The sequence below is a fragment of the Halobacillus sp. 12SKB genome (genome assembly GCF_052941655.1).
Map to the genome: position 1 here is coordinate 3,601,812 of NZ_JBRFWR010000001.1, position 25,270 is coordinate 3,627,081.

Below are 25,270 nucleotides of genomic sequence, written 5' to 3' on the forward strand. Positions count from 1 at the left end.
ACAGCCTCTTCTCTATCAAAGTGAAGAGAGCTATTCTTCTACTCAAGAAGATTCCACACTTTTAGAAGATAGCGCGCTAAGCCTAAAATTCCTCACCGACAAATAATAATTAAACACCATCACAATTCCAGAGTACAACACGCCAGCTCCTTGCAGTTGAGCAAAAGAATGGTTGTAATATTCCGCTCCAAGATGATGTTTGAAGATGAAAATATTAGCAAGAAAGATGAAAGCGAATAGAACTCCTAACAAGAGATTGCCGTTTCTATCGTTAAACACTACAGAGGCGATAAGGAACAAAACGGCAGATAAAGCAAACATCACATGGGTGGTCATCGCTTCTGCAGCCGTATAAGATACAGGGATATCTGAAGTAATCAACCACTTATAAACGATCGCGATTCCTGCGACAAAGAAACCTAAGACTAACAAAATACTCGTAGACAAACTTCGTATCATAAATAAAAGCCTACCTCTCATTAAGAAATCATTACCAATTATATCAAAAGATGTGAACCACTTCAGTTTTATTCCCAATAAAAGTAAGACCTGGTCACCCAATTTTTAGGTGACCAGGCCTTACAGATAATCTCATATTCACTTCCTACGAATGCCGATTGTGCGTCCGACTTGTTTGGGTTGTTCTTGGTCAGACGTCTTCTCATACTCCGCTTTCACATGGGCAGTCACTTCTTCCGGGAATGGTGCAGGGCGGCCTTCGTTCTGGTCGATGCCCATCAGCATCTCCTCAAGCGTCGCAGCAACTTCTCCGTCAGCATTGTGCATTTCCAAGAACAGATGGATACGCTTCGCATCAAAGTCCAAAACGCGGGCGGACACATTAAAGTCTGCCCCTTCGTGCATCTCTTTCAAATAACACGTATGCGTCTCTAGCGTGAACATCGTGTACTGGTACTGCTCACGCCCCTTCTCATCGAGGCCGATCCAATCGATAAACGCATCGGTAGCAAGACTGAACGCACGATTATATTCCGCATCATTCATATGCCCGTTATAATCGACCCACTCACTCGGAACGGTCTGTTTGTAAGAAAAGGATGACACAAAAACCCCTCCTTTACGCTTTTGTCTTTTCTGTTTCCTGCGGCCAGTATTCCTGGACAAGATCATACAATCGGATCAGGAATTCATTACGGTTCTGATCGAGTTCAGACATGCTCATGCCATTCGCCTGCTCTTCACATCCGGTCACGACTTTCTCGTACAACTCATCTGTCAGTTCCGGCGCTTCAAGCTTCGTCCACGGTTTTTTCAATGCCGGTCCGAACTGTTTCAGCATGTGACGCATGCCGCCTTCTCCACCAGCCAGATGGAACGTGAGGAACGGTCCGTACTGCGCATAGCGCATGCCAGCCCCGTGGGTAAAGGCTTTGTCCACTTCTTCTGTCGTTGCGATGCCTTCATTGACGATATGCAGGGATTCTCTCCAAATCGCTTCGATGAGACGGTCGGCGATGTGCCCTTCAATCTCGTGACGGACAAGCAGGACACTCATGTTCAAGCTTTCATAAAAAGCCTTCGCTTTCTCTACGTTCTCCGTTGTCGTCTGTTTTCCTGCCACGACTTCCACAAGAGGCAGAATATACACCGGGTGGAACGGGTGCGCAACGACAACGCGTTCCGGATGCTGCAAGTTCGCCTGCAGTTCGGATGGCATGATACCTGAAGTACTGGATCCGATCAGGGCATCAGGTTTTGCATGCTGATCGATGTTCTTCAGGACCGTCTGCTTCAACTCTTCCACTTCCGGTACGTTTTCCTGGATAAAATCCGCATCCTTCACGGCATCCGCCAATTCGTTTTCAAACGTCAAACGGTCCTTGGATGCTCCTTCTGCAAGCCCAAGGGCTTCCACATAAGGCCATGCCTGATCGACCGCACGGCGCATGCGCTCTTCTGCTCCTTCTGCTGGATCTGTCGCGACGACGTCATACCCTTGTGCAAGCATGCGGGCGATCCAGCCGTTTCCGATAACTCCTGTGCCGACGACGGCTATTTTTTGTACAGTCATGATTACTTCCCTCCGCGTGGATTTCTAAGATTGTAATAGTCACGTGCTTCCTGCGGCGTCATTGGCTCAAGATCAAGGCCACGCAGCATCGTCACCGCTTTGTCGACAAGCTGTTCGTTTCTGGCCACCACACCTTTAGAAAGGTAGATATTATCCTCAAGACCCACACGAACATTTCCGCCAAGCATCGCCGCTTGAGACGCCATCGGCATTTGCATACGGCCGATGCCGAACGCGGACCAATGCGCATTCTCAGGAATACGGTTCTTCATGTAAAGCATCGTTTCCGCATCAGCGGCTGCTCCCCATGGGATGCCAAGACAGAATTGATACATCGGATCGCCGTCGATCAATCCTTCTTCCACCAATTGATTGGCAAAACGGATGTGCCCGGTATCAAAGCATTCAAGCTCAGGCTTCACACCACTTTCCTGGATCAACTTCGCCTGATCACGCAGCCAGTCGGTCGGGCTCATGTAAATCATGTTGCCAAAGTTCGTACTTCCACAGTCAAGGGTGCACATTTCCGGTAAAAGTTCTCCCACCGGTTCATGGCGTTCTGCTGGCGTTTGGATATCGGTACCATCGCCACCCGCTGCCGGTGTATTCAAACTCGGAATAAAATCACCGCCGCCTCCGGACGTGATGTTAATGATGACATCCGTTTCTGATTCACGGATGCGATCGACGATTTCACGGTAATGCTCCAAGTTATGACTGATCCCACCCGTTTTCGGATCACGGGCATGGACGTGAGCAACCGTCGCGCCGGCTTTTGCCGATTCAATCGCAGATTCTGCAATTTCTTTCGGTGTTACAGGGACATGTGGATTTTTCTTCATTGTATCTCCCGCTCCTGTCACGGCAGATGTCAGCAATACTTTATTTTTCATTCCAAAGGTCCTCCTTTGAATTTGTTTGTTTCATCAACCAGCACAAACTATACCATCTGGACTGTTTAGTTTCAAATGCTTTTTATGGATTTTTCTTTAAAACCTTTTTTCTTCCCCTATAGGAGGGAGATCAACGACTCAGTCATTGAAGCAATTTCTACTTTTCAAAGTATATGAACAGTCATCAAAGCACAAAACATACGAAAATCGGTGAAATATAACTTCCCATCCTATCATTCCTTGAATATGGCTTTATATTCTCCCATTTGCACCCTTATCCATGTTTTGAAACAAAACCGTCCAGATTGTACAGTTTAAAAAGTCACATACGAAACAACCGCATTTGAATAAAGGAGGAATAGCCATGAAGAAACAACTCATGGATTGGAAAACGTTCGGAGGCGCACTTGCCTTATTATTATTCGTATCATTGCCTTTGATCATTTTCCCTGAACAAGGAAAAGAGATTGTGCTGGCGGCGAATGAGGTCGTTACACAACGATTAGGATTCTTATTTTTATCTGTCGGATTAATCATGCTGCTCTTCTTACTATTTGTCGGAGTAAGCCGCTATGGAGATATCAAGCTCGGAGACGCTGAAACGAAAGCGGAATTCAAAACAAGCTCCTGGGCAGCGATGCTGTTCACAAGTGGGATCGGAACGGGAATTCTTTATTGGGGCGTGATTGAGTGGGCCTACTATTACCAGGGACCTCCCTTCGGCGTCGAAGCAGGTTCCAATGAAGCAATTCAGTGGGCATCCACGTATGGGTTCTTCCACTGGGGGCCGATCGCATGGGCGATGTTCGCGATCCCAGCTCTTCCCATTGGCTACATGTTTTTCGTTAAAAAAACCGATGTGTTCAAAATCAGTGAAGCCTGTCGCCCTGTCCTCGGAAAATACACCGATGGCTGGGTCGGACGCCTTGTCGACATTCTGTTCATGTTTGGCCTGTTAGGTGGAGGCGGAACAGGACTTGCGCTTTCCGCACCGATTATTTCTGCTGGACTGAACAACTTGATTGGCATTCCCGATACGATGACAACGAAGTCGATCATTTTGCTTTTCTGTACGTTGATCTTCGGTCTGAGTGCTTATTCAGGTTTACAAAAAGGGATCCGCGTCCTCAGTGATATCAACTTGTGGCTCGCGTTCATTCTGTTGATTTTCATTTTCACCGTCGGACCGACGACATTCATTACAGAATCGACGACTTCTGCGCTCGGCCGGATGATGGACAACTTCTTCCTTATGAGTTTATGGTCTGAACCGTTCAATGACCTTGCTTCCTTCACCCGTACAGGATTCCCGGAAGGCTGGACCGTCTTCTACTGGGCATGGTGGATTGTCTATGCTCCGTTTGTCGGCTTGTTCATCGCCCGGATTTCCAAAGGTCGGACGATTCGTCAAGTCGTGTTCGGGACGATCTTATTCGGAAGTTTAGGGACGATCCTTTTCTTTGGAATCCTAGGAAACTACTCCATGTATCTTGAATTGAGTGGGCAGTATCCAGTCATCGAAACCTTGAACCAGCAAGGAGCACCGGCGGCCATCATCGGCACGTTGACGGAACTGCCGCTCGCAACACTCGCGATCATCGTGTTCATTCTGCTCGCCACCATTTTCTTATCGACGACCTATGACTCCGGATCGTATGTCATTGCATCCGTTGTGCAAAAACACGTCGAAGGTGAACCACTGAAATGGAACCGCCTGTTCTGGGCGCTGGCATTATCGATTCTGCCGATGATTTTCATGAACATGGGCGGACTGACAACCCTTCAGACGATCAGCATCGTCGGCGGTTTCCCGCTTCTGATCATCCTGCCGATTCTCGGATGGTCGTTCATTAAAATGGTGAACGAAGACCGCGCCAAAGAAGAAAAAGAAAACAAGAAGGCATCATAAGAAAGGAAGACACACCATGAAGACACGTTATGAAAAAGGACTGGAAACCTTAAATTCCTATACAGATGTAGAAAAAGGCACCAACCACTTTGAACTTATGAAAGCACTGGAAGATATCGCCCCGGATCTCGGAACATACATCATCGAGTTTGCCTACGGCGATATCTACAACCGTGATCACTTAAGCAAACAATCTCGTGCGCTGACGGTATTATCAAGCCTTGTCACCCAAGGTTCAGGGAGCCTTCCGCAGCTCGAGCTTCACAGCAATACCGCTCTAAATGCCGGGCTTTCGGAAAAAGAAATCATTGAATCCATGATGCAGCTGATTCCTTACGTCGGTTTTCCATCCGTCATCAATGCTCTTACGCAGGCAAGAAAAGTATTTCAGGAACGTACGGAAAAGGCCTACGCATAAGCTTTCTACAGCAAAAAATCACCAGCTCTTTCAGAAGAGCTGGTGATTTTTATTTCCGTTTATATGTTTGTTCGTTCAATCGTTCAAGCACCTGTTTTCTGAGCGTTGGAGGCAAATTCCCGAGCCCGAAAATTTCGGACAGCCATAGACCATCCACCGCAAGACGCAGGATCGTCGCATCCACTTGATCGAGGCCGTCATGCTCGATATGGTTCTGCCAGTCGGCATATGTATCCTGCAGAGGTTTCAACAACTTGGGATTGATCCCTTGTGCGGCGAGCATCCCGGAACTGAGCGGACGGTTTTCCGTACTTTTATCGTGCATGACGTTAATGAACGACCGTGCCCATTTCCCTGTGTCCTCCTCATCGTTTTCTACTAATTCTTCCACATTCTCCCGGTAGACATCGTTCATGTACTGAACGAGACCTTCTACAAGCGCTTCTTTTGTGGAAAAGTGATACAACAGACCGCCCTTGCTCACTTCTGCGCGTTTAGCAACAGCGTCCAATGTGAGCGCATCACTCCCCTGCTCCCGGACGATGAGTGCGGCTGCTTCCAAAATCTTTTGCCGTTTCGACTCTCTTGGCATGTGCTTCCCTCATTTACGTTCATTTTTCTTCATGTTATCAGTATTCATGAGGCTTTTCAATTTGAGTTTGCCCGATGCCGCTTCTTTTCGTATGCATTTCCGACGATGTAGCTGACTGCAATCGCCAGGATAAAAGGAACGACTGAACCGCCTATGTAAACCCCATCCGCTGTCTCTTCATAAAAGGAGAACATGAACAGTTTGTACTCAAGCGTGTGACCAATCGCTAAAAGGAATGTGCTGATCCCTACGAAAGTCAATAAACCAATCATGACCGTTTTCCACATCTTCCGTCACCTCCCACACCTTTCCTACAACGACTAAACAGCAGGATTATTGTATCAAACTCTTCTTCATATGAGTATTAGTCCATCCCTCTCATCATGTAGTTAAAAGGAGGATCTTTTTGGAAAAATGTGAAAAAAATGAGCTTGAAATGATAGGATTAAAGAGCACGCACACAGGGATAGGAGAGGTTTGCATGTTAATGACGTTCAATATCGAAGAAACAGAAGGCTCAAAAAAGAAAATAACCAAAAGCACAGAAGAAATTTCTAAAGTAACATACAAAAAACTGGGATTAACCGAGGAAGCTTTAGAAGACTTCCTCCAGGATCATATTGAAGTGATTACATTGGAAGAAGATTGGGACTTGAAGATTATCGGCAAACAAGTCCGTAATGATGCGAATAAGCGGACAGACCTGGTTGGACTCGATAGCAACGGAAGCATTGTCATTATCGAAATCAAGCGGGATGAGCAGGATATGAAAGCGAGAAGAGATAATTTCGAATCCCAGGCGATTCGGTATGCCGCTTCTTTTGCGAAGATGGAAACCATCGCAGAACTTGTCGACCAAGTGTATGGCCGTTTTTTACAAAAAAATGGTGAGGTTGACGAAAGTAGGATTGTTGAAACGGGAGTAAAAGAAATCACAGATTTTCTTAAAAAGAACGATGCCCTTGACAACTTCAATCAGAACCAGCGGATCCTTTTGATTGCGTCCAGTTTCGAACCAAGCGTCCTTTCCGCATCCACCTGGCTTCTGTCCCAGGGCGTGGATATTTCCTGTGTTGAAGTCGCTCCTCATTTAATTGATGGGAGTAACGACAAAGAGTATATCCTGAAGGTGAATAAACTGCTTCCCCTCGGCTCAGAAGATGATTATCTCAGTGAGATTGTGAAAAAAGAGTTCACCTCTGCTCCCGATAAAAAAGCAGGAGGAAAACACCGCGTCCTACCCCGGTTACCTCAAATGTTAGAGGACGGGATCGTGGACATTGGCGACGAAATCCACCATGTATCGGATGAAGAAGGGATCGAGACGAAATCCCATATTCACGGCCCTAAAGAAGTCATCTGGAACGGCAAAGTGTACTCCCTGAATGAATGGGGAGCGATGTTCCATCACAAAGAAAAAGTGAATGCCTACACGAGAGCTGTTGTCGTGAGATACGGCAAAACATTGGAACAGATCAGAAAAGATTACTATAAGCTTTAATTTCTCTAGTAGAGCTCATAAAAAAAGCCAAAGGTACACATCAGACATGCGTACCTTTGGCTTTTAATCCTGGACTCACGCGTGACTCTTCACATTCTCAAGCGCCATAAAATAATTGAGCACGAACTCGCGCACTTCCCATTCCGGCACTTCCTTCACGCCATCCGTAAACACCGACTGATGATAAGAATAATTCCCGAAATCACAGCGATTGCCTGAAATCAGATCGGCCATCACTTTGTTCGTCTTCTCCATGTACTGCATGCTCATCACCCTTTCTATCACAAGCATAACCAGAATAAGAGATTCTTATACTAGGAAGATAGAAGATCTGCAGCCTTTGTAAGCACACCACTGACTTCTCCTTCATTTTTAATGGTAAAAAAGTGGTCTGCCTCCTCAGCAGACGGGGCCTGGATCTGAGATGATTCTTCCTGCTGACGCCGCAGGACCTCATCAAAAGAAGAGACGGTGCGTAAAACGGATGGATCCCGCTTTGTTTCTCTTACACGTGTTTCAAGCATGGAGTCCGGCACATCAGTAAATACAAGAATCGTAGATAAGTCTTTCCTTTTAAAGTCTTCCAGCAGCGCTTTTCTTGCCTTTGCATTCCGGTTTGAATTACATAGGATGAGATGCAGATCCGTTTCTACTATCGCATGGTCGACAATCATTTTCGTCATCCTGTGTTTGATTGAATTTGGACCATCATCAGGAACGAGCTTGGAATAATGGGTATTCAAAAACGCCGCATGGTCATCCTGGTCAACCACGACCGTGTTCTTCACCTTCTCCTCAAGTAGTCTCGCAAACGTCGACTTTCCGCTGTGCGTCATCCCGACAGTCATCACAACAAATCTATTCATGACTCCTCCCCCCAATCCATTTTTGGACGAAAGATGTTTTCCACAAGAGGAAACCGAGCCAGGCGCCGAAAAGATTCAGAATAAAATCATCGATATCAAAACTCCCTCTCTGGGTCAGTAATTGCGTGACTTCAGCCGAGAGGATGATCAAAACGAAGGCGAGCAGGTAGGCCCCCATTCGCCTCAGCTTTCTAAACAGAGAAGGCAGGAAAATGCCCATTGGGATGAATACCAGCACATTCCCGAGCAGATTTTTCAAAGCCGTCCACGTATTCATCGTCCCATTCTCCCAGGCTGTTATATAATTTCGGATGGTTTTGAACGGAACCAGATTGGAACGGTTTTGTATATATTCCACTAGACTCATAGACATCCCCGCCGACCCACGCAATTGAAAAAACATGTAAAACGTGAGAAACAGGAGATAGCTGATCAAACCTATACTCATGATGATGCGTTGAACCTTTGACATAAGAACCTCCACCAATTTTTCATCTGTCTATTCCCTATCCTTACCCAAGAGCGGTGACAAACCAAACCCTCCCGCTCACTGTGTCATGAAAATGTAACCACCCTTTATCAAAAATCGTAAGCTATACCGCTGCCTCATCCACTTCCTTCTCTTTCCACTGCCGATTGACTAAACCGATCCCAAACGTTACGAGAAGCATCATCCAGGATCCTCCTACCACCGCCGCTTGGATCGAAACCCATTCAGCAGCCGCTCCTATAATGATGGTCGCAAGGATGACAAGCACACTTTCGACCAAACCGAACACGCTCGTCACCCTCCCCATCACTTCAACAGGAATATACTCCTGATAGAAGGTATGAAAACCTGTATTTGCAAAAGCCAGCGCAAACGATAGCAAAAAGAACCCGACCGCCGCTCCTGCAAAATTCACGGAAAACGCATAGATCAAATAGCCTGTTGCTACCAACACTCCGCCGCCAGTAAGGAGGGTCTTCGTCGAGAGATGATTCCCGAACCACGTAAGGATGAGTGCCCCGACGGCAATTCCTGCTCCCGCAATACTGACAAGAAAACCATAGGTCGTATCCGTCAGCCCGAGCACTTCTTTTGAAAAAGCCGCTTCCAACGAATCCAGCGCTGCCGCCATCACCATCATCAGACCGAACAGAAAATAGATCGTCATAATCAGGATGTGATGCTTTGTAAACCTCCGAACAACGTGCCAATCTTTCTTAAGTAAGGACACCGACCACGATTCATTTTCCACTCCAACCTCTTTTTCCAAACGGGGAAGCAGCAGGGAGAGGATCCCTGAAATGAAAAACGTCCAGGCATTAAAGTAAATCGCGAACTCCGGCGTTCCGACTATAAAAAGTACGCCCGCAATCGCAGGTCCGATCAGAAACCCTCCCGAATCAATCAAACTTCTCAGTGCATTGAACCGTTGCCGCTGGTCCCTTGGAATCAACTTGGTCACATACGTCATAGATGCAGGTTCGAATACAGACCCAGCCATGTTCACAAGCAAAACAAGCCCATACATCGCTGGAAGGTAGGTCAAAGCAGGGAGAAAGACAAGGAAGATGGCCCTGACCAGATCAAGCCCAATCATAAGATTCCGCTGATTCACCCTGTCCACCAAAGACCCTGCCCATAGGTTCGTCAAGAGCGCTGCCGCCGGCTTCAGTAAGTACAAAACAGCGACGGCCAGCGGTGAGCCCGTCATTTCAAGCACGATAAGATTCAAGGCAATTAAATAAATCCAGTCTCCGATGTTCGAGAGACCGATCCCTGATAATAATAAAAACGGATATTTCCACGAATGAAACATGTTTCAACCTCCCTACAGATTGTTTTAGAGAAATGAAAAACCCCACCCCCAAGACATGTCAGTCTTGGGGGCGAGGTCTGTTTCATCCGCGGTGCCACCCCAGTTTCAAGGATGTGTCGCCACACCCAGCTCATCAGGTACGTTCATACCCTGTCTCTGTAACGGGAGCTCCCGTCCCATGATCCCCATCAGGTTCCCATGAGAAGCTCAGAGGTTTGGTTCAATAAGGGAAGCCCTGCTCCCTTTCAGCATCCGGAGCTCTCTGTGAAGGCTTCTACTTATCTACTCTTCTCGTCATGGCCGCTTTCATTTCATTTCTCTATACTATGCAAGATTCATCCATATTTGTAAAGAGGAATGTCACCACTTCAACCAAAATTTTGAAACCTTTCCCGTGATTAAACGTTATCTATGTAACAAGCGATGAGGAGGAACATATTCATGAAAAGAAAGCACCCTTGGATTCTAGTCATTCTATTATCCTTACTATTAGCCGCCTGCAGTGAAACAGACACGTCAAACAGCACAGGAGACTCATCTGAGGATAGGAACATAGAAACACAAGAATTCGTGACCAAGGTGAAAAACTTTGAAACCGAACCTTATTCTTATGATCCAGAGGGATTCCAAAACTTCTTATTCGATGTCCAAAAGTATTATGAGGATGAAATCTTTGATGACTATTTGGAGTTCCCAGCATTAACGCTGGATTACATGACTTTTGATTATGATGGGTACGGAGATACATCCATTACACAGACTTTTAAAGAAGATGTGTTTGTAGACACTACCATTGCTGAACCGTCCTTTGACGAAAAGTTCACGGATGGGAATTTTGAAAAGGTGGACATCGCCGGTCGTGAAATGTACACGATGGAAACAGCATACGGCGAACGCGTTTATTACTGGTATGAAGGGGATCTTCAGTATTACTTATCCATCGGTGAAGTTGGTCAGGAGGAAGGAATCGAAGCTGAGCAAATACTGAAGGAAGCAGAAAAAAGTCATTTTGCCGGCAACATTTCAGCGGAAGTGTTGGATGGTGTGGTACAAGCAAATGATTTCCCTTCCCCAGCTCCCCCTGAAGGTACCAAACCGATCTATGATATTTTCCTGGAATACTGGCCTGGGCAGGAAATCGAGTACAACTACGAGTACGGGAAATTCGCCCACTATGTGAGAACAAATGATAGCGGAATGGAAGTCACAACCGATTATTATGACGAAGTACTGACGGTGGAAGCCGGCGGAGAACAGGTGGATATCGGTGTGCTGTATGAAGACGGGGATGTTTATGTAGAATTTCTATACGGCGGCCTTCAATATATGCTTGAATATGGAGAGACCATCATCGAGAACGAATCGGACCAGCCCAGCGAAGAAGAAATCGTAGAGAAAATGCGTGAAATAGCTGCAGCTATCGTAGAAGCGGATGAAGGAAAATAAACCTGCCGCTGGATACCATGAAACAGCAAGTAAGTTGTATTTCATCCAACTCCTTCCCTTTGGAGTAATGATGTAGTACATACGGAAAAGGTTTTCTTTAGTTATGCTGAACACATCCTTTTTGGCTGGATCTGGTTCCTCACGTTTATTAGGATCTTGTATACCCAGCAAAAAAGAAAATTCATCCCATATCTAATAAAAAAAGAGTGCTTCTATTGAAGAAGCACTCTTTCCTATGTTTACTTGCCAGACCCCTTTTCTACTCGTGCACTGCTACTGTGGGGGTCCGGTACCGATTTGGACACGGCAAGGTGATGAAGAAAAAAAGCTCATCGATGTTGATCAATGAGTATAGGATTACCATCAGGGTCTTCAATCGTGAAACTATCCGGTCCTTCCCCCGATTCATCGGCTTCTGACAGAATGTTCACCCCTTTTTCTTTCAGCTGCTTTTGCAGTTCGCGTACATCGGTAAACGAATCGATATTTTCTGCCTCTTGATTCCAACCGGGATTGAACGTCAACATGTTTTTCTCGAACATTCCTTGAAATAAACCGATGACACTGTTTCCATTCTTCATGATGAGCCACTTTTGCTCAGTGTCTCCACCAAAAGCCTCAAATCCTAAATTTTCATAAAAAGCTTTCGATTTGTTTATATCTTTCACCGTTAAACTTACTGAAAACGCTCCAAGTTCCATAGAAAATCCTCCTTTAAACATTAGCTCTATGGAACATGTTCGCTTTCACAATGGAAAAACCCTGCTAAAGCAGCCCGTACTTTTACTTTTTAAAGAGAAGCCGACTCTTCCGATGCACTCTTCGAACTCACACGCTTCAGCATATATTCAAGCAGGAAAAGATAATCCTGCTGATGCCCGGTGTTTTGAGCAAGCTCTGACAGCTGCTCTAAAATATATAGGCAGTCATTTTCATACAAACTGTAATTATCAAATCCTAAAATTGTCTGACGAGCGAATTCCCATAGATCTTCATGTACTTCTTTATCCATCGTCTTACTAAGCAGCGAAATCATAGTCAAAAGCTCTGTCATCACGGTCGAGTTCTGGTTTGAGTATTCGCGGATGGAAGCGAATCCCCTATGAAGATAGTAGCGGAAATTCTTCTGGTTCAAGATGATGCGAAGCTCTTTGTCATTGTCAAAAAGATAGGGAGAAAAATTGGTAGACTGCCCGATGCTTTTCAACAAGTCCGCAATCTGGTGAATCGTATTCGTGACCGTAAGCGGATCGTTATGACCCAACGCCTTGATGGCGACTTCGGCAAGCTTATTCAACCCGTACTCCAGGTCCTGGATTTCTGTTTGTTTGACCCCGATCTCAATCGACTTGAAATAGCGGTCGGGATGAATCGTTTGACCACGCTCCCAATACGTAAGGATCGGTGTTCCTTCTAATACGAACTCCCCGATTCTAACATCGAACCTAAGCAGACCGTCATCATTTTCCGCCTGCTTAATCAACCTCGAAAAATCTGCGACTTGAAAATAACCAGACTGCTTTGTCCTGATCACTTTTCCATCTTCTTCAGCAGGAAGCGAACTTTCGTCAACCTCCTGTTCCAGGTGATAAGGCTTTAATTCTTTTTCCAATGACGCCTGGACCTGTTTCGACTTGGCATTCATGTTGAAACTGATGTTATGAACCTGCATCCAGGTGGTGGTATGGTTGATGAAATAAATGAACGTCACCGCCGCTGTAATCGCTGTAAGGATGGACAAAACCGGTGTCGCCACAATATACTCCTCTTCTTCATGCGTCACATACAGAAAGTTCAATAGCACATAAATAAAACTTCCGTTAAAGATTCCGAGAACGTGCTGGGTCGCCCGGTCACTGACAAAGTTCACGAGCATTTTGGACGAAAACTGGCCGCTGAACGTCGTCAGCGCAACCAGCAGGGAGTTAATCGTAAAGGCACTCAAGGTCAGGACCCCTCCGACAAGTGCACTCAGAAGCACCTGCAGCGTCTGCCCGCTGAAACCGATCGCCGCCGGCAGATATAAACCGACATCCACCACATAATCAAGGTAGAAGGTAAAGACGGATAATCCGATTGCTCCTAAGATATACCAGAAGGGCATAAACCACAGTGTTGACTTCAGTTCGCTTTTCCGTTGTCGTTTCGACATCTTTAAATATTTTTTTATATAGTAAAAGATCCCCATATGATCCCCATTCTTTTCTTAAGACTTTTGAATACTCCTAATTCCTACCCTGTAAAGAAGGAGAGTGAACCTGTTTTTTATATTTTTATCGAAAATTAGGGAGAAGTATCGAATCTTTCATGGGCTTATAACCCGGTCCCCAGGGAATCCTCGATAAAATACCAAAAGTCCCCACCATTTCCCCAAGCATAATTTCTCATTTATCACATTTGGAGGCTGAATGTTCCATTCCACACACACTGGTCCATGTTTAATAATTAGAAATATAAGGAAATACCGTTAACACATTTTCAAAAACTATTGTAGAATAGCTTTTAAAAAGATCGGCCGCCTCTTTCGGAACTTGTGTCAATCTAAGGGAACTTTCAGCGAATGGAACAATGGCATCATTACTCAAACCTTAGGAGGCAAATAGTGAGATATGCAGGAGTGGGATTAGTGATGCTCGCCGCAATCGGCTGGGGCATCAGTGGAGGAATTGCTGATATTCTTATGGAAAAGGGATGGGACCCGGTAGTCATTTCTTTTTACAGAGGGGCGGTTGGATTCATTTGTTTCCTCGCCTGGCTGCTTACGAACGTAAAACAAAATTGGACCTTCTCGAGGCGTTTGTACCTGTGGGCAACATTGGCCGGCTTGGGTGTGGCAGGGAATTTCACTTCTTATTTCCTGAGTATTGAAGCTTCAAGCATTGCTGTTGCCGCTACTTTAATGTACACCGCTCCGGTATTCGTGCTGTTGATTTCCTTTTTATTAGGAATTGAACGGTCAAACTGGTTTAAATGGGGATGCATTCTTGGTGTCCTCTTAGGGATCATCCTGCTCACAGGCGCCTATAACCCTGCGTCCGTTTCTGTCAGTTTCCTGGGAGTGGCAGGGGGACTTGGTGCTGGGCTCTCCTATGCATTGTTCATCTTTGGTTTTAAAAAAGCCGCTTTGCTCGGAAAGCCGCAGACCATCTCAACCATCGCCTTTTTCTCATTCTGTGTCATCCTCTTCTTCTTGAGCGACAGGCATGAATTGGCTGATGTGCTGAGCTCAGGCGACCTCAGTTGGTTCATTCTGCTTGGGCTCGTCGGGGCTGGGATCTCCTTTATCTTTTATGTGATCGGGATACGCAAGACCGCTCCGTCGACCGCTTCCATGGTCGCCATGATTGAACCCGTGACCGCCTCATTATTCGGTGTTCTGCTCCTTGGAGATTCGCTGAGCGTTGTTCAATTCCTCGGGATAGTCCTGATTCTGTTTACGATCACGTTCCTTAGTGTGAAGCAGTCGGACTAATGAATTTCTATTTTATCGTGATTGGCTATAAAAAAATCCCGCTCCTAGTCATAGGAGCGGGATTTTGTGCTTGAATCAGGGTTTACGCAGAATCTTCTCCATCGCTTTCCCTTTGGCCAGCTCATCGATCATTTTATCCAAATAACGGATTTCCTGCATCAATGGCTCTTCAATCTCTTCCACCCGAACGCCACAGATAACGCCCTTGATCATCGTCCGTGAAGGGTTCATCTCAGGAGCTTCCGCAAAGAAGGTTTCAAAGTCTGTCTTCTTTTCTAATAACTCCTCTAACTGCTCCTGGTTATACCCCGTTAACCAGCGGATGATTTCATCGACTTCTTCTTTCATACGCCCCTTTTTTTCCGCCTTGTTGACATAATGGGGATAGACACTGGCAAAACTCATCGTATAAATCTTATGTTTAGCCATGAATCAACCTGCCTTTCCTGATCTATGGTTTAAAGTATATCACGTCCAAATTTCTCAGGATCATTCGACTGTCGAAAAGATATCTTTTATGATCGGATAAGACTTCTTCAGGCGTTCTTCATGCAGAGGAAGGTCCCAGTTCTCCCACGTGTACCGGACAGGCTTATCAAAACCGAACGACTCCACGACTTTCCCCTGTTCTGTTACAGAGGCTGTGATATCCAAACCATCAATAGCCATTGAAGAATCCAGTCCATCCTCGTAAAGATCCCCGATAAACTCCTTCTGACTAGGATCCTTTGCATTCAAAAGCATCCATGGCAGACGGATTTCCAAAATCCCTCTCTCCTCCGAGTAATAATAGTCGGCAAGAGAATCATAGTCTTCCGATTCGGGATCGCCTATCCCATAGCGCAGGACACCTGTCTCGTAAGCATCAAAAGGAAACTCTTCCCCGGTATCCGGGCGGACGAGCCCTTTGTTGAGTGCCAGACGAATGGGACGGAAATCCTCATCCGCATGGGGATCCTCGATCATATCCTTTTCCTGGACATAATGATAGTGAAACACATCATAGTCTCGCGCCACTTCGATTTTTGCATTTTCTTTGCCTGGAATGGTCACACGGAAATCTGAAACGAGTGTTTGATCTTCCAGCTCAATCCCTTTGTCCGGTCGCACGCTGATATGGAATTGAACTTCTTTCTCTTCCCAAGAACCTTCCGTGCCGACGTTCGCTTTGAGATAAAGGTACCGTTCATCATGGTCGGCCATCAAAGACTCGAGATCCCCTTTCCCATCTTCATAGAGGATTTCTCCTTCTTCCCAATCGTCCTTTCCATCGACTTTCACTTTCAGACGATCGAAGCTTAAGAGTCCGAACTGCTGTTCATTGGTCTGCGCATTGGACCAGTAGGGTCTGCGGTCCGGATTGTCATAATCCATCGTATTCCACGTCCGTTTGAACCACTCATCCTGCCAGCTGAATACAAGACCTCCAAGCAATTCTTCCTGCAGTATATCTTCATACAAACGTTTGACGATTCTCCCTTGTTCTTTCTCTGAAATAAAGCCCTGGTTCCAGCCAAACGGATTTTCGTGCGTCTTTCCTCTCGAAGCCGGAATGCCGAATTCCGCAATTAAAATCGGGAGTTCGTGCGAGTCATGCAAATCTTTCAAATATCCGGCATAGTTGTTCTTTTCCCCGCGGTGATCCTCAAATTCCGTATAGGATTCCTCCATGTTGAGAAAATCCGGATAGTACGGATAAACATGATAGGAAGCGAACATTCCGACGGACTCCGCCTCCGCTTTTGGAAAGATATGATTGGGATCGATACTGGCCAGATCCTCCTGTTCCAACGGTTCTGCCGGCTGATCCAGATTGTCCGTCGTGACCCAGTTGGTGAAGCTCAACGGACGCATGCTTTGATACTCCTCGATTTCATAACTGGTGAGGATATCCATCTGCTCTGCCAGCCAGTATTCCATTGGACTTGCGCCTTCGGTCCTCGTATAGGTACCATCATAGTCGCCAAGATCAGGGTAATCCTTTTCCATCTGATCGACCATATAGGGATACCATTCGATCCCGATGATCCATCCCACCACATAAGGAGAGATGTCTTTCGTATAAAGTCCGGACGCATGGCCGGTCTGTGCCGGTATTTTTGCTTCGCCATGGATGACGTCCACGATTTTTTTCATTTCCTCCTGAAACGCTGCTGTACTTTCTTCATGAAAAGCATCCTTCGTCTCTTCTAAAGGTCCTTCATCGATCCAAACGCCATGAAACACATAAAGCGGTTGTTTTGCATCTGCATTGTATTCCGCTAAAGCCTCATAAAAGCCGGGCGGATGCAGGGTGTACACGCGGATGGCGTTGGCGTTCATCGCACTGATCTCTTCAAACCAGCGGGCGTATTCTTCTTTCTCGATCGCCGCTTCTCCAGGAAAATATCCAGGTTTCCCCATCCCGATATTGACGCCTTTGACCGTCATCGACTGCCACTCATTGTCCTGGAAAACTTCGATTTTCTGATCATGCACACGGGACGGATGCTTAGTATCTTCCGTCACCGCTTGAGGGATAGATGCCTGCGCTGTCTGCTCTTCCTTTCCAACAGAAGAAAGAATGCTTTCCATCATCGGGTGGTACGTACTCCAAAAAAAGCTCGCTTCCGAGTCGGGTTGGAAGTTCGCGACCCACTCTCTCACCTTTGCAAAGCCTTTAAACTGATAAATCGAAGGGACGTCTTTCAGATCAGCGTAATCCCCGGAAAAATAATACCGGTCTGATTCTTGTTCCTGATGATAGGTGACAGCGGGAAAAGTGGAAGGAATGCCATAGGTTTCAAGCTTCTTTTCCCCTTTGTCACTCGTTTGAATTTCGTATTCAGCCAACACATCCGCTCCTTTTTGAGGCTCAAGGATATCGAACCAATAAAGGTAAGGGGTACTTTGCTGCAGGTTGAAGTGTTCTTCCCCTTTTTCATTAAAGATGGCGAGGATCTCTGCCTCCTGCAAGTCACCTTCTTCCACAGACAAGACCACAACCTCCCCAGAGAATTCGTGGATAAGGATCACTCCTTCACCTTCATACATCCACGTCTCTCCCTTTTCTTCAAAACGTGAAACGACCCACTCCGGGACTTCTCCACCTTTGTTCAAATCCTGAAAATAACGGCCGATCCAGCCCTGCCAATCCACCTTCAGAAAGTCGGTCACATCGTTGCGTACCTCCTCACTTGTGGGTGAAGCGAAGCTGTTGAACTCCATGACCAAATCCTTCCCGTTGGATTCGACCTGCTGCTTGATCTGCTGCCATTCATCCATCGCAAGTCCTCCCTCGATCAACTCTGGAGGTCCTTCACCAGGTTCCTCTGTCCAGGGCAGATCCTGCTTATATACTCCGTATGTATCAGCGACATAAATCAAGTCTGTTCCACCGAGATCTTCTGGCAGCGTTTTTTCTTCTATGGTCTGCCCCTTTTCATCGGGAACTAAACCGTAATAATTCATAGAGTCATAGGATTTCTTCTCATTGGTCTTGTATTTGTTATAATTCAACAGCCATGTCAGGCTTTTGTGTTCACGAGCGCTCTCATCCGGTACGGTTTGATCAAGAATCGTGACATCGAGTGTTTTGGATGGTGAAAACAGCCAGATGACCGATGGTAAAGCTAAAATAAAAAGTACGCTAACCACAATCCATAGATTTTTTCTCATAAAATACCCCCGATTACAGGAAATTGATGGCAAGGTTATGTTCATTATAATAGATAAGTAGAAGGATGAATATCTTTAACACCATTTCATCTGAGTAACCAGGGAAATCCTGTCCTGGATCTTCCTCATTCCTTCTGGACGGCTGTCTACTTTCATAAAAAAAAGCCAACATTAAATGTTGGCTTTCTCCTCAAGTAATTCCAAGGATTCGATGGCCTTGTGGAGGCTGCTGAAAGTGCTGATCCCTTTCATATCAATGCCCAGGCTGACCATTGTCTGTACGATATCCGGACGGATGCCGCTCATGATTCCATTCACACCCGTAAGTTTTAACGAATTGATCACTTTAAATAATTGATGAGCCACCATCGTATCAATGATACTCACACCGGATAAATCCAGGATGATCGTCTCAAGCTCGTATTCTTCCCCCTGCTTCAGGGCATTCTCCATGAGGAGCTGCGCCCTCTTCGTATCGATTTCTCCAACAATGGGAATGACACCGACCGACTCTGTGACTCGAACGATAGGAACGGAAAGTTCATCCACTGCATAATTAGCCGTTTGTATGGTATTTTCGAAGTCATCCATATACGATTGACTGACGAATTGAACCGCTTGGTCAACCGCATGATTGAACGGAGTAAGGATATCATAAAAATCGTCAAAGGAAAGATTTTGTGTTTTTGCTTCGTCTTTGATAATCCCACCGATGACTTCTCTATACTCACTTATTTCTACCAGGGCTATGTTCAATGGTAATCTTAATTCTACAAGTTCACCTGAAACACGATCGCTCCACTTTTCCAGATGTTGAGTTACTTCATCAAAACCCTGGGTTAAAGAAGTGGCATACGCTTCAATTAATTCCATTCTCCAAGTAATTAATTGTTCTGAGACTCCTTTTCCTATTTCACCAGGTATAGCAACCGCACGGGCCAACTCTTCTTTCTGTTCAAGTATAGTAGCTGTTACAGGCTTTAATGTTGTTTGCTTTCCAGCCGTCATCTGTTTTCCCCCTCAAAAAATATAAACAAATCCTATGAATTTACTTTAACTACCGAATGATATCCAATAATATATTACAATAATATGCAATAAATTTCGAGTGGGAATATTAAACTTTCATATCCTATGATCCTAAAGAATTTATGCAGAATCAGCATTTTCTCCCCACTATTCTTTAACATCATAGTTTGCAAGTAAATAATAGTGTCCTACACCTACAATATCTTAAAGAAAGAAAGAAAAAATATTAGATGGATGAATGAAGGCCTGGGGATTTCTTTTGTTTATTCATATAAGGAGTTTCGTGCAGTAGAGGAAAATTGTATAAACACGCAGGGTAAATCATCGATATAAATATAAAAAAAGCAGAGCCCCCTCTTTCGGGAAGTCCCTGCTCCTTTTCCTATCATTCAATTCATCCACCAAGTCCTTTTACGAAATAGGTTCAAATCAACCTTAAAAACCCGCCCACTGTAAAAATGGCAAAAAGACTTGTTTAAAGTTCTTGAGAAGTAGGTCGGACGACAATTTCGTTGACTGCTACCTCTGCAGGCTCTTGCATGGCGTAACGAATGGTGCGGGCGATGCTATCCGGCTTAATCGCATCACTATAAAGTTGATCCACTCCGCCCTTCACATCATTATCTGTGATACTCGTCGTTAATTCCGTAGAAACGGCGCCTGGCGAAATAATCGTGGCACGTATATTGCTTCCAGGAGACTCTTCCATACGCAAGCCTTCTGTAATGGCACGGACAGCAAATTTTGTACCACTATAGACTGCACTGCCAGGAAATACCACATGCCCAGCTACAGAAGACAAGTTGATAATATGGCCCTGCTTTCTTTCACGCATATATGGAAGAACCGCGTTTATGCCGTAAAGCACCCCTTTAATGTTGACATCAATCATTTTATCCCATTCATCCACTTTTTGCTTATTAAGTAGAGACAGCGGCATAATCCCTGCATTATTTACAAGGACATCAATTTGACCAAAGGTCTCATGGGCAAACTTTCCTAGTTCCAGCATTTGTTCGGAGGAAGCTACGTCTGTCACTTTATATACAGCCTCTCCTCCATGGCTATTGATTTCCTCTGTTAATGCCTGAAGTCGCTCCTCTCTTCTTGCAGCTAACACCAATTTAGCTCCTTTTGAAGAAAGTTCTTTGGCTGTTGCTTCTCCAATACCACTGGATGCACCAGTTAGAATGACTACAGAGTTTTTTATCGTTTCCATTGTTCGAAAACCTCCTTAATTTTAATTACACGTGTAGTATAATTGTTAGAGTCGACTCTAAATCAACTAAAACCACTTGACCGATCTCAAAAAGTTGACCAGACGCTTTCCTAACGTATAATCTAACGGAAGAGCAATATTCTCTAAGGAGAGATTCTAGTGGAATTTAAGATAGGACAAGCAGCCAAAGTACTCGGTATATCCACCTATACACTTCGATATTACGAGAAAGAAGGGTTGATCCCTTCTGTGAAACGCAGCCAGAAAGGTACGCGAGTATATGATGAAAGTGATTTATACTGGATTGATATGATTAGGTGCTACCGGGATACAGGTATGACTCTCAAGGATATTAAACAAATGATCGAGTTATCGCATGAAGGGGACCATACGTTAGATTTACAAAAAGACATTTTGAACGATCATAAAACAAAGGTAGAAAAGCAGATTGAAGACTTGCAGGAACATCTTCATAAGATGAACCAGAAAATCAAATGGTATGACGGAGAAATAGCAACCTGTCCATTCTCCATACACATTCATCCATAACGTTCAAGACGAATCCCATGTTTTTCACGGATTAAACATCAGAGCATATTCAAACCTACGAAAGGCGCTTTCTACTGTGTAGAAAGCGCCTCTTTTGTGGCCATAAAAATTTTAAGTGCTCTGCTCAACCTCCGCCTCTTCCAGTATCGACCGAATCATGTGTTTTGAATCGTATTCATGACTGGAATGGTAAACAATCATCGGCACTTTGGAGAATAATTCAGCATTAATTTCTTCAATGGTGTGCCCTCTTCCATACAAGTGGTGTACGTGTTCACTCAGCTCCTCTAAATAGTGAAGCTTTTTTCTCATCGCCAGCTTTCCATCTTGTATGTAACCCGCATGTTGGCAGAACATGTTTTGAAAATCTAATTGAAGTACTTTCCTGAGCGATTGAATCATAACCGGGATAGATTCATCCTCCATCATGACCTTGGGCTTTGGATGTAAAAACAGATCCCCTGAAAAAATCCTTCCGTGCTCCTCGTCGTATAAAACTACATGATTCTTCTCATGTCCTGGAGTATGTATGAGTTTATATAAGTGATGATCGGACTCTACCGTTTCACTAAATGGGGAAGGTGAGAATGGCAGGCGTCTGCCCCATAATTTCTCCCTGTATAAAGGTAAAGTCGCTTCAACCTTACATTCAGGTATCGCTTCTTTCTTGATATATACAGGAAGATCGTATTCCTTTTGCAGCCACTTTGCTGTTCCCGTATGATCTTCATGAGGATGGGTAAGGCTGACAAATTCAATGGGCGTTTGCTTAAAGAAAGGCTTGAAATCTTCAAGCATCCGTGAAGCCCCCGTGTCGATCAACATGCCATCGATGTAAAACATATAAACAGACATGGCAAAGTCTCCATATCTCACTTTTCCTAACACGGAGGTTACTTCTCCATGCTGTTCGATCCTCATTTTAACACCCTCCTAAAGAAACGCTTTCCTTAATCCTACCAAAAATGCACCATATAGTTATAAAATTATTCATTGTTTTTTCCATTTCCCTTCCCCCATCACCAATACCATTAACTTGCTTTTAGGGTAAGAACGTATTAAAATTGCCTGTATGAAATTACCTTATCATCCACCAATAGAAAGCATTCATTTCACAAAAGTCCTTCATGCATTAAGTGAACCCAATAGAGTGAAAATCATCCGGTGCTTAGACGAAAGTTATGAAAATAATTGCACCGCGTATTCTCTGAAATTGATGTTGCCGAAATCTACGGTCTCTCACCATATTAAAGTACTTCGAGAGGCCGGATTGATCCAGGCCAGAATTGACGGAAAGGAGCACATCTATTCTCTCAGAAGAGAAGAAATCGAAAAGAAGTTCCCTGGTTTATTGCAAACGGTAACGCAAATAAACGAAGAGGATATATAATCCTGTAAGAGCCATTTCTCATTGGCTCTTTTTTTATTGTCATTTTTAGATAATCAAAAAAAAAGTGAACCTAAAGATTGCATTCAAAATAAAACGGTGATAATATTTTTATCAGTTCGATGGTTTTCGAACTATAAAACTATTAGGAGGATCTATCATGAAAAATATATTAGTCATTAACGGGCACGAGTATTGGTCATTTGCACCAGGAAGGTTGAACAAAACCATGTTCGAAGAAATTGTCAGCCGTTTGGAAGGCTCCTACAACATCAAAACCACCATTGTTCAGGATGGATACAATGTGAAAGAAGAACAGGAAAAATTCATGTGGGCAGATACAATCATCTTCCAAACACCAATCAATTGGTTCAGCTTACCTGGAGCTTTTAAATCCTATATCGATGCAGTATATGAACCAGGTGTCTTCTTTGGCGGCGATGGTGAATATGGACACGGCGGTCTAATCGAAGGAAAATACATGTTCTCAACGACATGGAACGCTCCGGAGTATGCGTTTAATGACTCGGAGAAATTCTTTAAAGGGCAGGATATCGAAGGCGCTCTCGATCACCTTCACAATATGAACAAATACGTAGGTCTTGAACCACTAAAAAGTTTTGGTGCTCACGATGTTATGAAAAATCCGGATATCGATAAATATCTAACTGAACTGCGCCAACACTTAAAAGAAGTATTTAACGTTTAAGTCATATAAAGACTAGAATTTAAATTTTTGAGGTGAATAGCATGTTGGTCGACGAATTAGAGAAGGTGAGAAAGCGTTTCTTCTCGAACGCCCCTGAACAAGTGAAGAAGAATGTCACTCAATCGACAAACGAATTGATTGAGTCCGGTATAGCCACTGGCTTAGCGGCGGGTGACAAAGCTCCTGATTTCACATTAAAGAATGCAAAAGGTGAAAAAATCACGTTGTCAGAGGAATTGAAGAAAGGCCGCGTGGTTTTGAGTTTCTATCGGGGCGGTTGGTGTCCTTACTGTAACCTTGAATTAAAAGCATATGAAGAAATCATCGATGAAATTGAATCGGAAGGTGCACAACTCATGGCCATCTCCCCTCAAAATCCAGATGAATCATTAACGACCCAAGAGAAAAACAACCTCTCTTATCCCGTATTAAGTGATTCCACACTGGAAGTGATCAAGAGTTACAATTTGTTATTCGAGCTGCCCGATGATCTTATCACCACCTATAAAGATGATTTTAATATCGACTTACAGCAATTTCATGGTGACCACCAAAACCCATGGAAACTGCCTGTAGCGGGAACGCTAGTGATTGACCAGGATCGAACAATCCTAAAATCAAGTGCCAATGCTGATTATATGTACCGAACTGAACCTAAAGATATCCTCATGTATCTTAAGAGTTTAAAATAAAAATCCAAACTAGAAAAAGGGTAAGAAAATCTCTTACCCTTTTCTTGTTTTGTATGAATGATTAGAAGGAGCATACCCATGAACAAATTCTTATTTGGATTTCTCGTGATCGTTACAACTGCTTTGATGGGCTCTTCTTTCGCCGTTGGAAAAATCGGCATCACCTATATTTCTCCATTGTTACTAAACGCCTTCAGGTTCATCATCGCAGGTATAATCATGGTAATTGCTGTCCTTTACATAAAAAAACCTCACCCTCAATCTATGAAAGACTGGTTCATCATTTTACTGATCGGTCTCTTTCAAACCACAGGGGTCATGGGGTTCATCTTTGTCAGCCTTCGCACCATACCAGCTAGCGAGTCTTCTATTCTAGCTTTTATGAATCCGTTACTTGTGGTCGTATTTAGTACGATTTTCCTGAGAATACGCTATAAAAGAAGACAATGGCTGGGAGTATTATTAGGATTTCTTGGTGTGTTTTTTACTCTTGGAGGTCAAATGAATGTACAGGTTGGTACCATACTAAGTTTATTAGCCGCCGTCTCCTGGGCGATAGCAACTTTACTTATTAATACCTTCGGAAAGAGGTTGAATGTGTGGGTTTTAACTGGTTATCAGATGTTGTTTGGCGGCCTTTTCTTACTGTTATCAAGCTTCTTGTTCGAAGATCAGAGGATTATCATCACAGCTGAATCTGTGGGTATTACTTTATGGTTATCGATCATGGCTTCTGTTGTGCAATTTACCATTTGGTTTTATCTCCTCCAAAAAGGAGATCCCGGCAAGACTAGCGCCTTCTTATTTTTAGCGCCATTCTTTGGTGTCCTTTTTGGCTGGTTATTGTTAGGTGAGAAGTTGCATGTCTACACGGTTTTAGGAGGCATGCTCATTATTATTGGCATATTTTTAGTTAATTGGACCAGGAAAAAGCCCGCAGCTGGTAGGAATGATGCTGTTATGAATGGGTAGTATTTTGGGAGCAAGCGTGGGTGGAATGTAGGAATGGTTTTCTGAACTCATGTGAATGAAACAACAGGACGCTTACTCCAATGGAGTAAGCGTCCCTGTCTTTTTTAGAAAAACGTCAAACT

Annotated in this window: 28 protein-coding genes and 1 other annotated feature; of the genes, 10 read left to right on the forward strand and 18 right to left on the reverse strand. The window is 44.4% G+C overall.

The features are described from left to right. Window positions 1–42: 42 nt before the first annotated feature. From ACQ4XT_RS17950 to ACQ4XT_RS17965, 4 genes are all read right to left on the reverse strand, one after another. Complete coding sequence (locus ACQ4XT_RS17950) at window positions 43–459, reverse strand: hypothetical protein (RefSeq protein ID WP_446854854.1); 417 nt, start codon at window positions 457–459, stop codon at window positions 43–45. Window positions 460–597: 138 nt separating this feature from the next. Beyond that, window positions 598–1,065, reverse strand: coding sequence for a thioesterase family protein (locus ACQ4XT_RS17955; protein ID WP_446854855.1), 468 nt, complete (start codon window positions 1,063–1,065; stop codon window positions 598–600). A 13-nt stretch (window positions 1,066–1,078) separates the two neighbouring features. Further along, on the reverse strand, window positions 1,079–2,032 hold the full coding sequence (locus ACQ4XT_RS17960; RefSeq protein ID WP_446854856.1) for a 3-hydroxyacyl-CoA dehydrogenase NAD-binding domain-containing protein: 954 nt from the start codon (window positions 2,030–2,032) through the stop codon (window positions 1,079–1,081). Between the two features lie 2 nt (window positions 2,033–2,034). Further along, window positions 2,035–2,925 (reverse strand): beta-keto acid cleavage family enzyme, encoded by an 891-nt coding sequence (locus ACQ4XT_RS17965; RefSeq protein ID WP_160912601.1) that lies wholly within the window; start codon window positions 2,923–2,925, stop codon window positions 2,035–2,037. Between the two features lie 364 nt (window positions 2,926–3,289). Between ACQ4XT_RS17965 and ACQ4XT_RS17970 the strand changes: the two genes are divergently transcribed. Together ACQ4XT_RS17970 and ACQ4XT_RS17975 are read left to right on the forward strand one after the other, a co-directional pair. Then, complete coding sequence (locus ACQ4XT_RS17970) at window positions 3,290–4,834, forward strand: BCCT family transporter (RefSeq protein ID WP_160912599.1); 1,545 nt, start codon at window positions 3,290–3,292, stop codon at window positions 4,832–4,834. Between the two features lie 16 nt (window positions 4,835–4,850). Continuing rightward, the gene (locus ACQ4XT_RS17975; protein ID WP_446854857.1) at window positions 4,851–5,252 is read left to right on the forward strand and encodes a carboxymuconolactone decarboxylase family protein; all 402 of its coding nucleotides are present in this window, start codon (window positions 4,851–4,853) and stop codon (window positions 5,250–5,252) included. A 49-nt stretch (window positions 5,253–5,301) separates the two neighbouring features. Here ACQ4XT_RS17975 and ACQ4XT_RS17980 read toward each other — a convergent pair whose 3' ends face one another. Together ACQ4XT_RS17980 and ACQ4XT_RS17985 are read right to left on the reverse strand one after the other, a co-directional pair. Next, the gene (locus tag ACQ4XT_RS17980) at window positions 5,302–5,844 is read right to left on the reverse strand and encodes a TetR/AcrR family transcriptional regulator (RefSeq protein ID WP_446854858.1); all 543 of its coding nucleotides are present in this window, start codon (window positions 5,842–5,844) and stop codon (window positions 5,302–5,304) included. A gap of 56 nt (window positions 5,845–5,900) precedes the next feature. Continuing rightward, complete coding sequence (locus tag ACQ4XT_RS17985) at window positions 5,901–6,131, reverse strand: hypothetical protein (protein WP_446854859.1); 231 nt, start codon at window positions 6,129–6,131, stop codon at window positions 5,901–5,903. A gap of 119 nt (window positions 6,132–6,250) precedes the next feature. Between ACQ4XT_RS17985 and ACQ4XT_RS17990 the strand changes: the two genes are divergently transcribed. After that, window positions 6,251–7,345, forward strand: coding sequence for a hypothetical protein (locus tag ACQ4XT_RS17990; protein ID WP_446854860.1), 1,095 nt, complete (start codon window positions 6,251–6,253; stop codon window positions 7,343–7,345). Window positions 7,346–7,420: 75 nt separating this feature from the next. Here ACQ4XT_RS17990 and ACQ4XT_RS17995 read toward each other — a convergent pair whose 3' ends face one another. The 4 genes from ACQ4XT_RS17995 to ACQ4XT_RS18010 form a co-directional block, all read right to left on the reverse strand. Continuing rightward, complete coding sequence (locus ACQ4XT_RS17995) at window positions 7,421–7,600, reverse strand: hypothetical protein (RefSeq protein ID WP_446854861.1); 180 nt, start codon at window positions 7,598–7,600, stop codon at window positions 7,421–7,423. Window positions 7,601–7,659: 59 nt separating this feature from the next. Next, window positions 7,660–8,211: an AAA family ATPase gene (locus tag ACQ4XT_RS18000; protein ID WP_446854862.1), complete on the reverse strand. Its 552-nt coding sequence runs from the start codon at window positions 8,209–8,211 to the stop codon at window positions 7,660–7,662. After that, window positions 8,204–8,683, reverse strand: a complete 480-nt coding sequence (locus ACQ4XT_RS18005; protein WP_446854863.1) for a VanZ family protein — start codon at window positions 8,681–8,683, stop codon at window positions 8,204–8,206. The genes ACQ4XT_RS18000 and ACQ4XT_RS18005 overlap by 8 nt, the downstream gene beginning before the upstream one ends. A 121-nt stretch (window positions 8,684–8,804) precedes the next feature. Continuing rightward, window positions 8,805–10,016 carry an MFS transporter gene (locus ACQ4XT_RS18010; RefSeq protein ID WP_446854864.1) on the reverse strand — a complete coding sequence of 404 codons (1,212 nt, stop codon included), beginning with the start codon at window positions 10,014–10,016 and terminating at the stop codon, window positions 8,805–8,807. Window positions 10,017–10,079: 63 nt separating this feature from the next. Further along, window positions 10,080–10,323: a binding site (T-box leader), on the reverse strand. 134 nt (window positions 10,324–10,457) lie between these two features. Between ACQ4XT_RS18010 and ACQ4XT_RS18015 the strand changes: the two genes are divergently transcribed. Beyond that, complete coding sequence (locus tag ACQ4XT_RS18015) at window positions 10,458–11,462, forward strand: hypothetical protein (RefSeq protein WP_446854865.1); 1,005 nt, start codon at window positions 10,458–10,460, stop codon at window positions 11,460–11,462. Window positions 11,463–11,791: 329 nt separating this feature from the next. Here the strand turns inward: ACQ4XT_RS18015 and ACQ4XT_RS18020 are convergent, their stop codons facing one another. Both ACQ4XT_RS18020 and ACQ4XT_RS18025 read right to left on the reverse strand, forming a co-directional pair. Further along, a complete protein-coding gene (locus ACQ4XT_RS18020; RefSeq protein WP_446854866.1) occupies window positions 11,792–12,163 on the reverse strand; it encodes a VOC family protein in 372 nt (123 codons plus the stop codon). Between the two features lie 89 nt (window positions 12,164–12,252). Then, window positions 12,253–13,614: a DUF2254 domain-containing protein gene (locus tag ACQ4XT_RS18025; RefSeq protein WP_446854867.1), complete on the reverse strand. Its 1,362-nt coding sequence runs from the start codon at window positions 13,612–13,614 to the stop codon at window positions 12,253–12,255. A gap of 450 nt (window positions 13,615–14,064) precedes the next feature. Here ACQ4XT_RS18025 and ACQ4XT_RS18030 point away from each other — a divergent pair, with 450 nt between their 5' ends. Next, window positions 14,065–14,934, forward strand: coding sequence for a DMT family transporter (locus tag ACQ4XT_RS18030; RefSeq protein ID WP_446854868.1), 870 nt, complete (start codon window positions 14,065–14,067; stop codon window positions 14,932–14,934). A 75-nt stretch (window positions 14,935–15,009) separates the two neighbouring features. Here the strand turns inward: ACQ4XT_RS18030 and ACQ4XT_RS18035 are convergent, their stop codons facing one another. The 5 genes from ACQ4XT_RS18035 to ACQ4XT_RS18055 form a co-directional block, all read right to left on the reverse strand. Beyond that, window positions 15,010–15,363, reverse strand: a complete 354-nt coding sequence (locus ACQ4XT_RS18035) for a DUF2200 domain-containing protein (protein WP_446854869.1) — start codon at window positions 15,361–15,363, stop codon at window positions 15,010–15,012. A gap of 60 nt (window positions 15,364–15,423) precedes the next feature. Further along, window positions 15,424–18,591, reverse strand: coding sequence for a glycoside hydrolase family 113 protein (locus tag ACQ4XT_RS18040; RefSeq protein WP_446854870.1), 3,168 nt, complete (start codon window positions 18,589–18,591; stop codon window positions 15,424–15,426). A gap of 13 nt (window positions 18,592–18,604) precedes the next feature. Next, window positions 18,605–18,763, reverse strand: coding sequence for a hypothetical protein (locus ACQ4XT_RS18045; RefSeq protein WP_446854871.1), 159 nt, complete (start codon window positions 18,761–18,763; stop codon window positions 18,605–18,607). After that, window positions 18,763–19,599: an STAS domain-containing protein gene (locus ACQ4XT_RS18050; protein WP_446854872.1), complete on the reverse strand. Its 837-nt coding sequence runs from the start codon at window positions 19,597–19,599 to the stop codon at window positions 18,763–18,765. The genes ACQ4XT_RS18045 and ACQ4XT_RS18050 overlap by 1 nt, the downstream gene beginning before the upstream one ends. A 496-nt stretch (window positions 19,600–20,095) precedes the next feature. Then, on the reverse strand, window positions 20,096–20,839 hold the full coding sequence (locus ACQ4XT_RS18055) for an SDR family oxidoreductase (protein WP_446854873.1): 744 nt from the start codon (window positions 20,837–20,839) through the stop codon (window positions 20,096–20,098). Between the two features lie 159 nt (window positions 20,840–20,998). Here ACQ4XT_RS18055 and ACQ4XT_RS18060 point away from each other — a divergent pair, with 159 nt between their 5' ends. Next, window positions 20,999–21,388, forward strand: a complete 390-nt coding sequence (locus tag ACQ4XT_RS18060) for a MerR family transcriptional regulator (protein WP_446854874.1) — start codon at window positions 20,999–21,001, stop codon at window positions 21,386–21,388. 111 nt (window positions 21,389–21,499) lie between these two features. On the opposite strand, the gene ACQ4XT_RS18065 is transcribed toward ACQ4XT_RS18060, so the two are convergent. After that, entirely contained in the window at window positions 21,500–22,309 is an 810-nt protein-coding gene (locus ACQ4XT_RS18065; RefSeq protein WP_446854875.1) for an MBL fold metallo-hydrolase, read from the reverse strand. A gap of 151 nt (window positions 22,310–22,460) precedes the next feature. Here ACQ4XT_RS18065 and ACQ4XT_RS18070 point away from each other — a divergent pair, with 151 nt between their 5' ends. The 4 genes from ACQ4XT_RS18070 to ACQ4XT_RS18085 all read left to right on the forward strand — a co-directional run bounded on the left by ACQ4XT_RS18070 (window position 22,461) and on the right by ACQ4XT_RS18085 (window position 25,148). After that, complete coding sequence (locus ACQ4XT_RS18070) at window positions 22,461–22,778, forward strand: ArsR/SmtB family transcription factor (protein ID WP_206946184.1); 318 nt, start codon at window positions 22,461–22,463, stop codon at window positions 22,776–22,778. Between the two features lie 157 nt (window positions 22,779–22,935). Continuing rightward, window positions 22,936–23,484, forward strand: a complete 549-nt coding sequence (locus ACQ4XT_RS18075) for an NAD(P)H-dependent oxidoreductase (protein ID WP_446854876.1) — start codon at window positions 22,936–22,938, stop codon at window positions 23,482–23,484. Between the two features lie 41 nt (window positions 23,485–23,525). Beyond that, entirely contained in the window at window positions 23,526–24,176 is a 651-nt protein-coding gene (locus ACQ4XT_RS18080; protein WP_446854877.1) for a peroxiredoxin-like family protein, read from the forward strand. A gap of 78 nt (window positions 24,177–24,254) precedes the next feature. Continuing rightward, window positions 24,255–25,148, forward strand: a complete 894-nt coding sequence (locus ACQ4XT_RS18085) for a DMT family transporter (RefSeq protein WP_446854878.1) — start codon at window positions 24,255–24,257, stop codon at window positions 25,146–25,148. The last annotated feature ends 122 nt before the right edge of the window (window positions 25,149–25,270 follow it).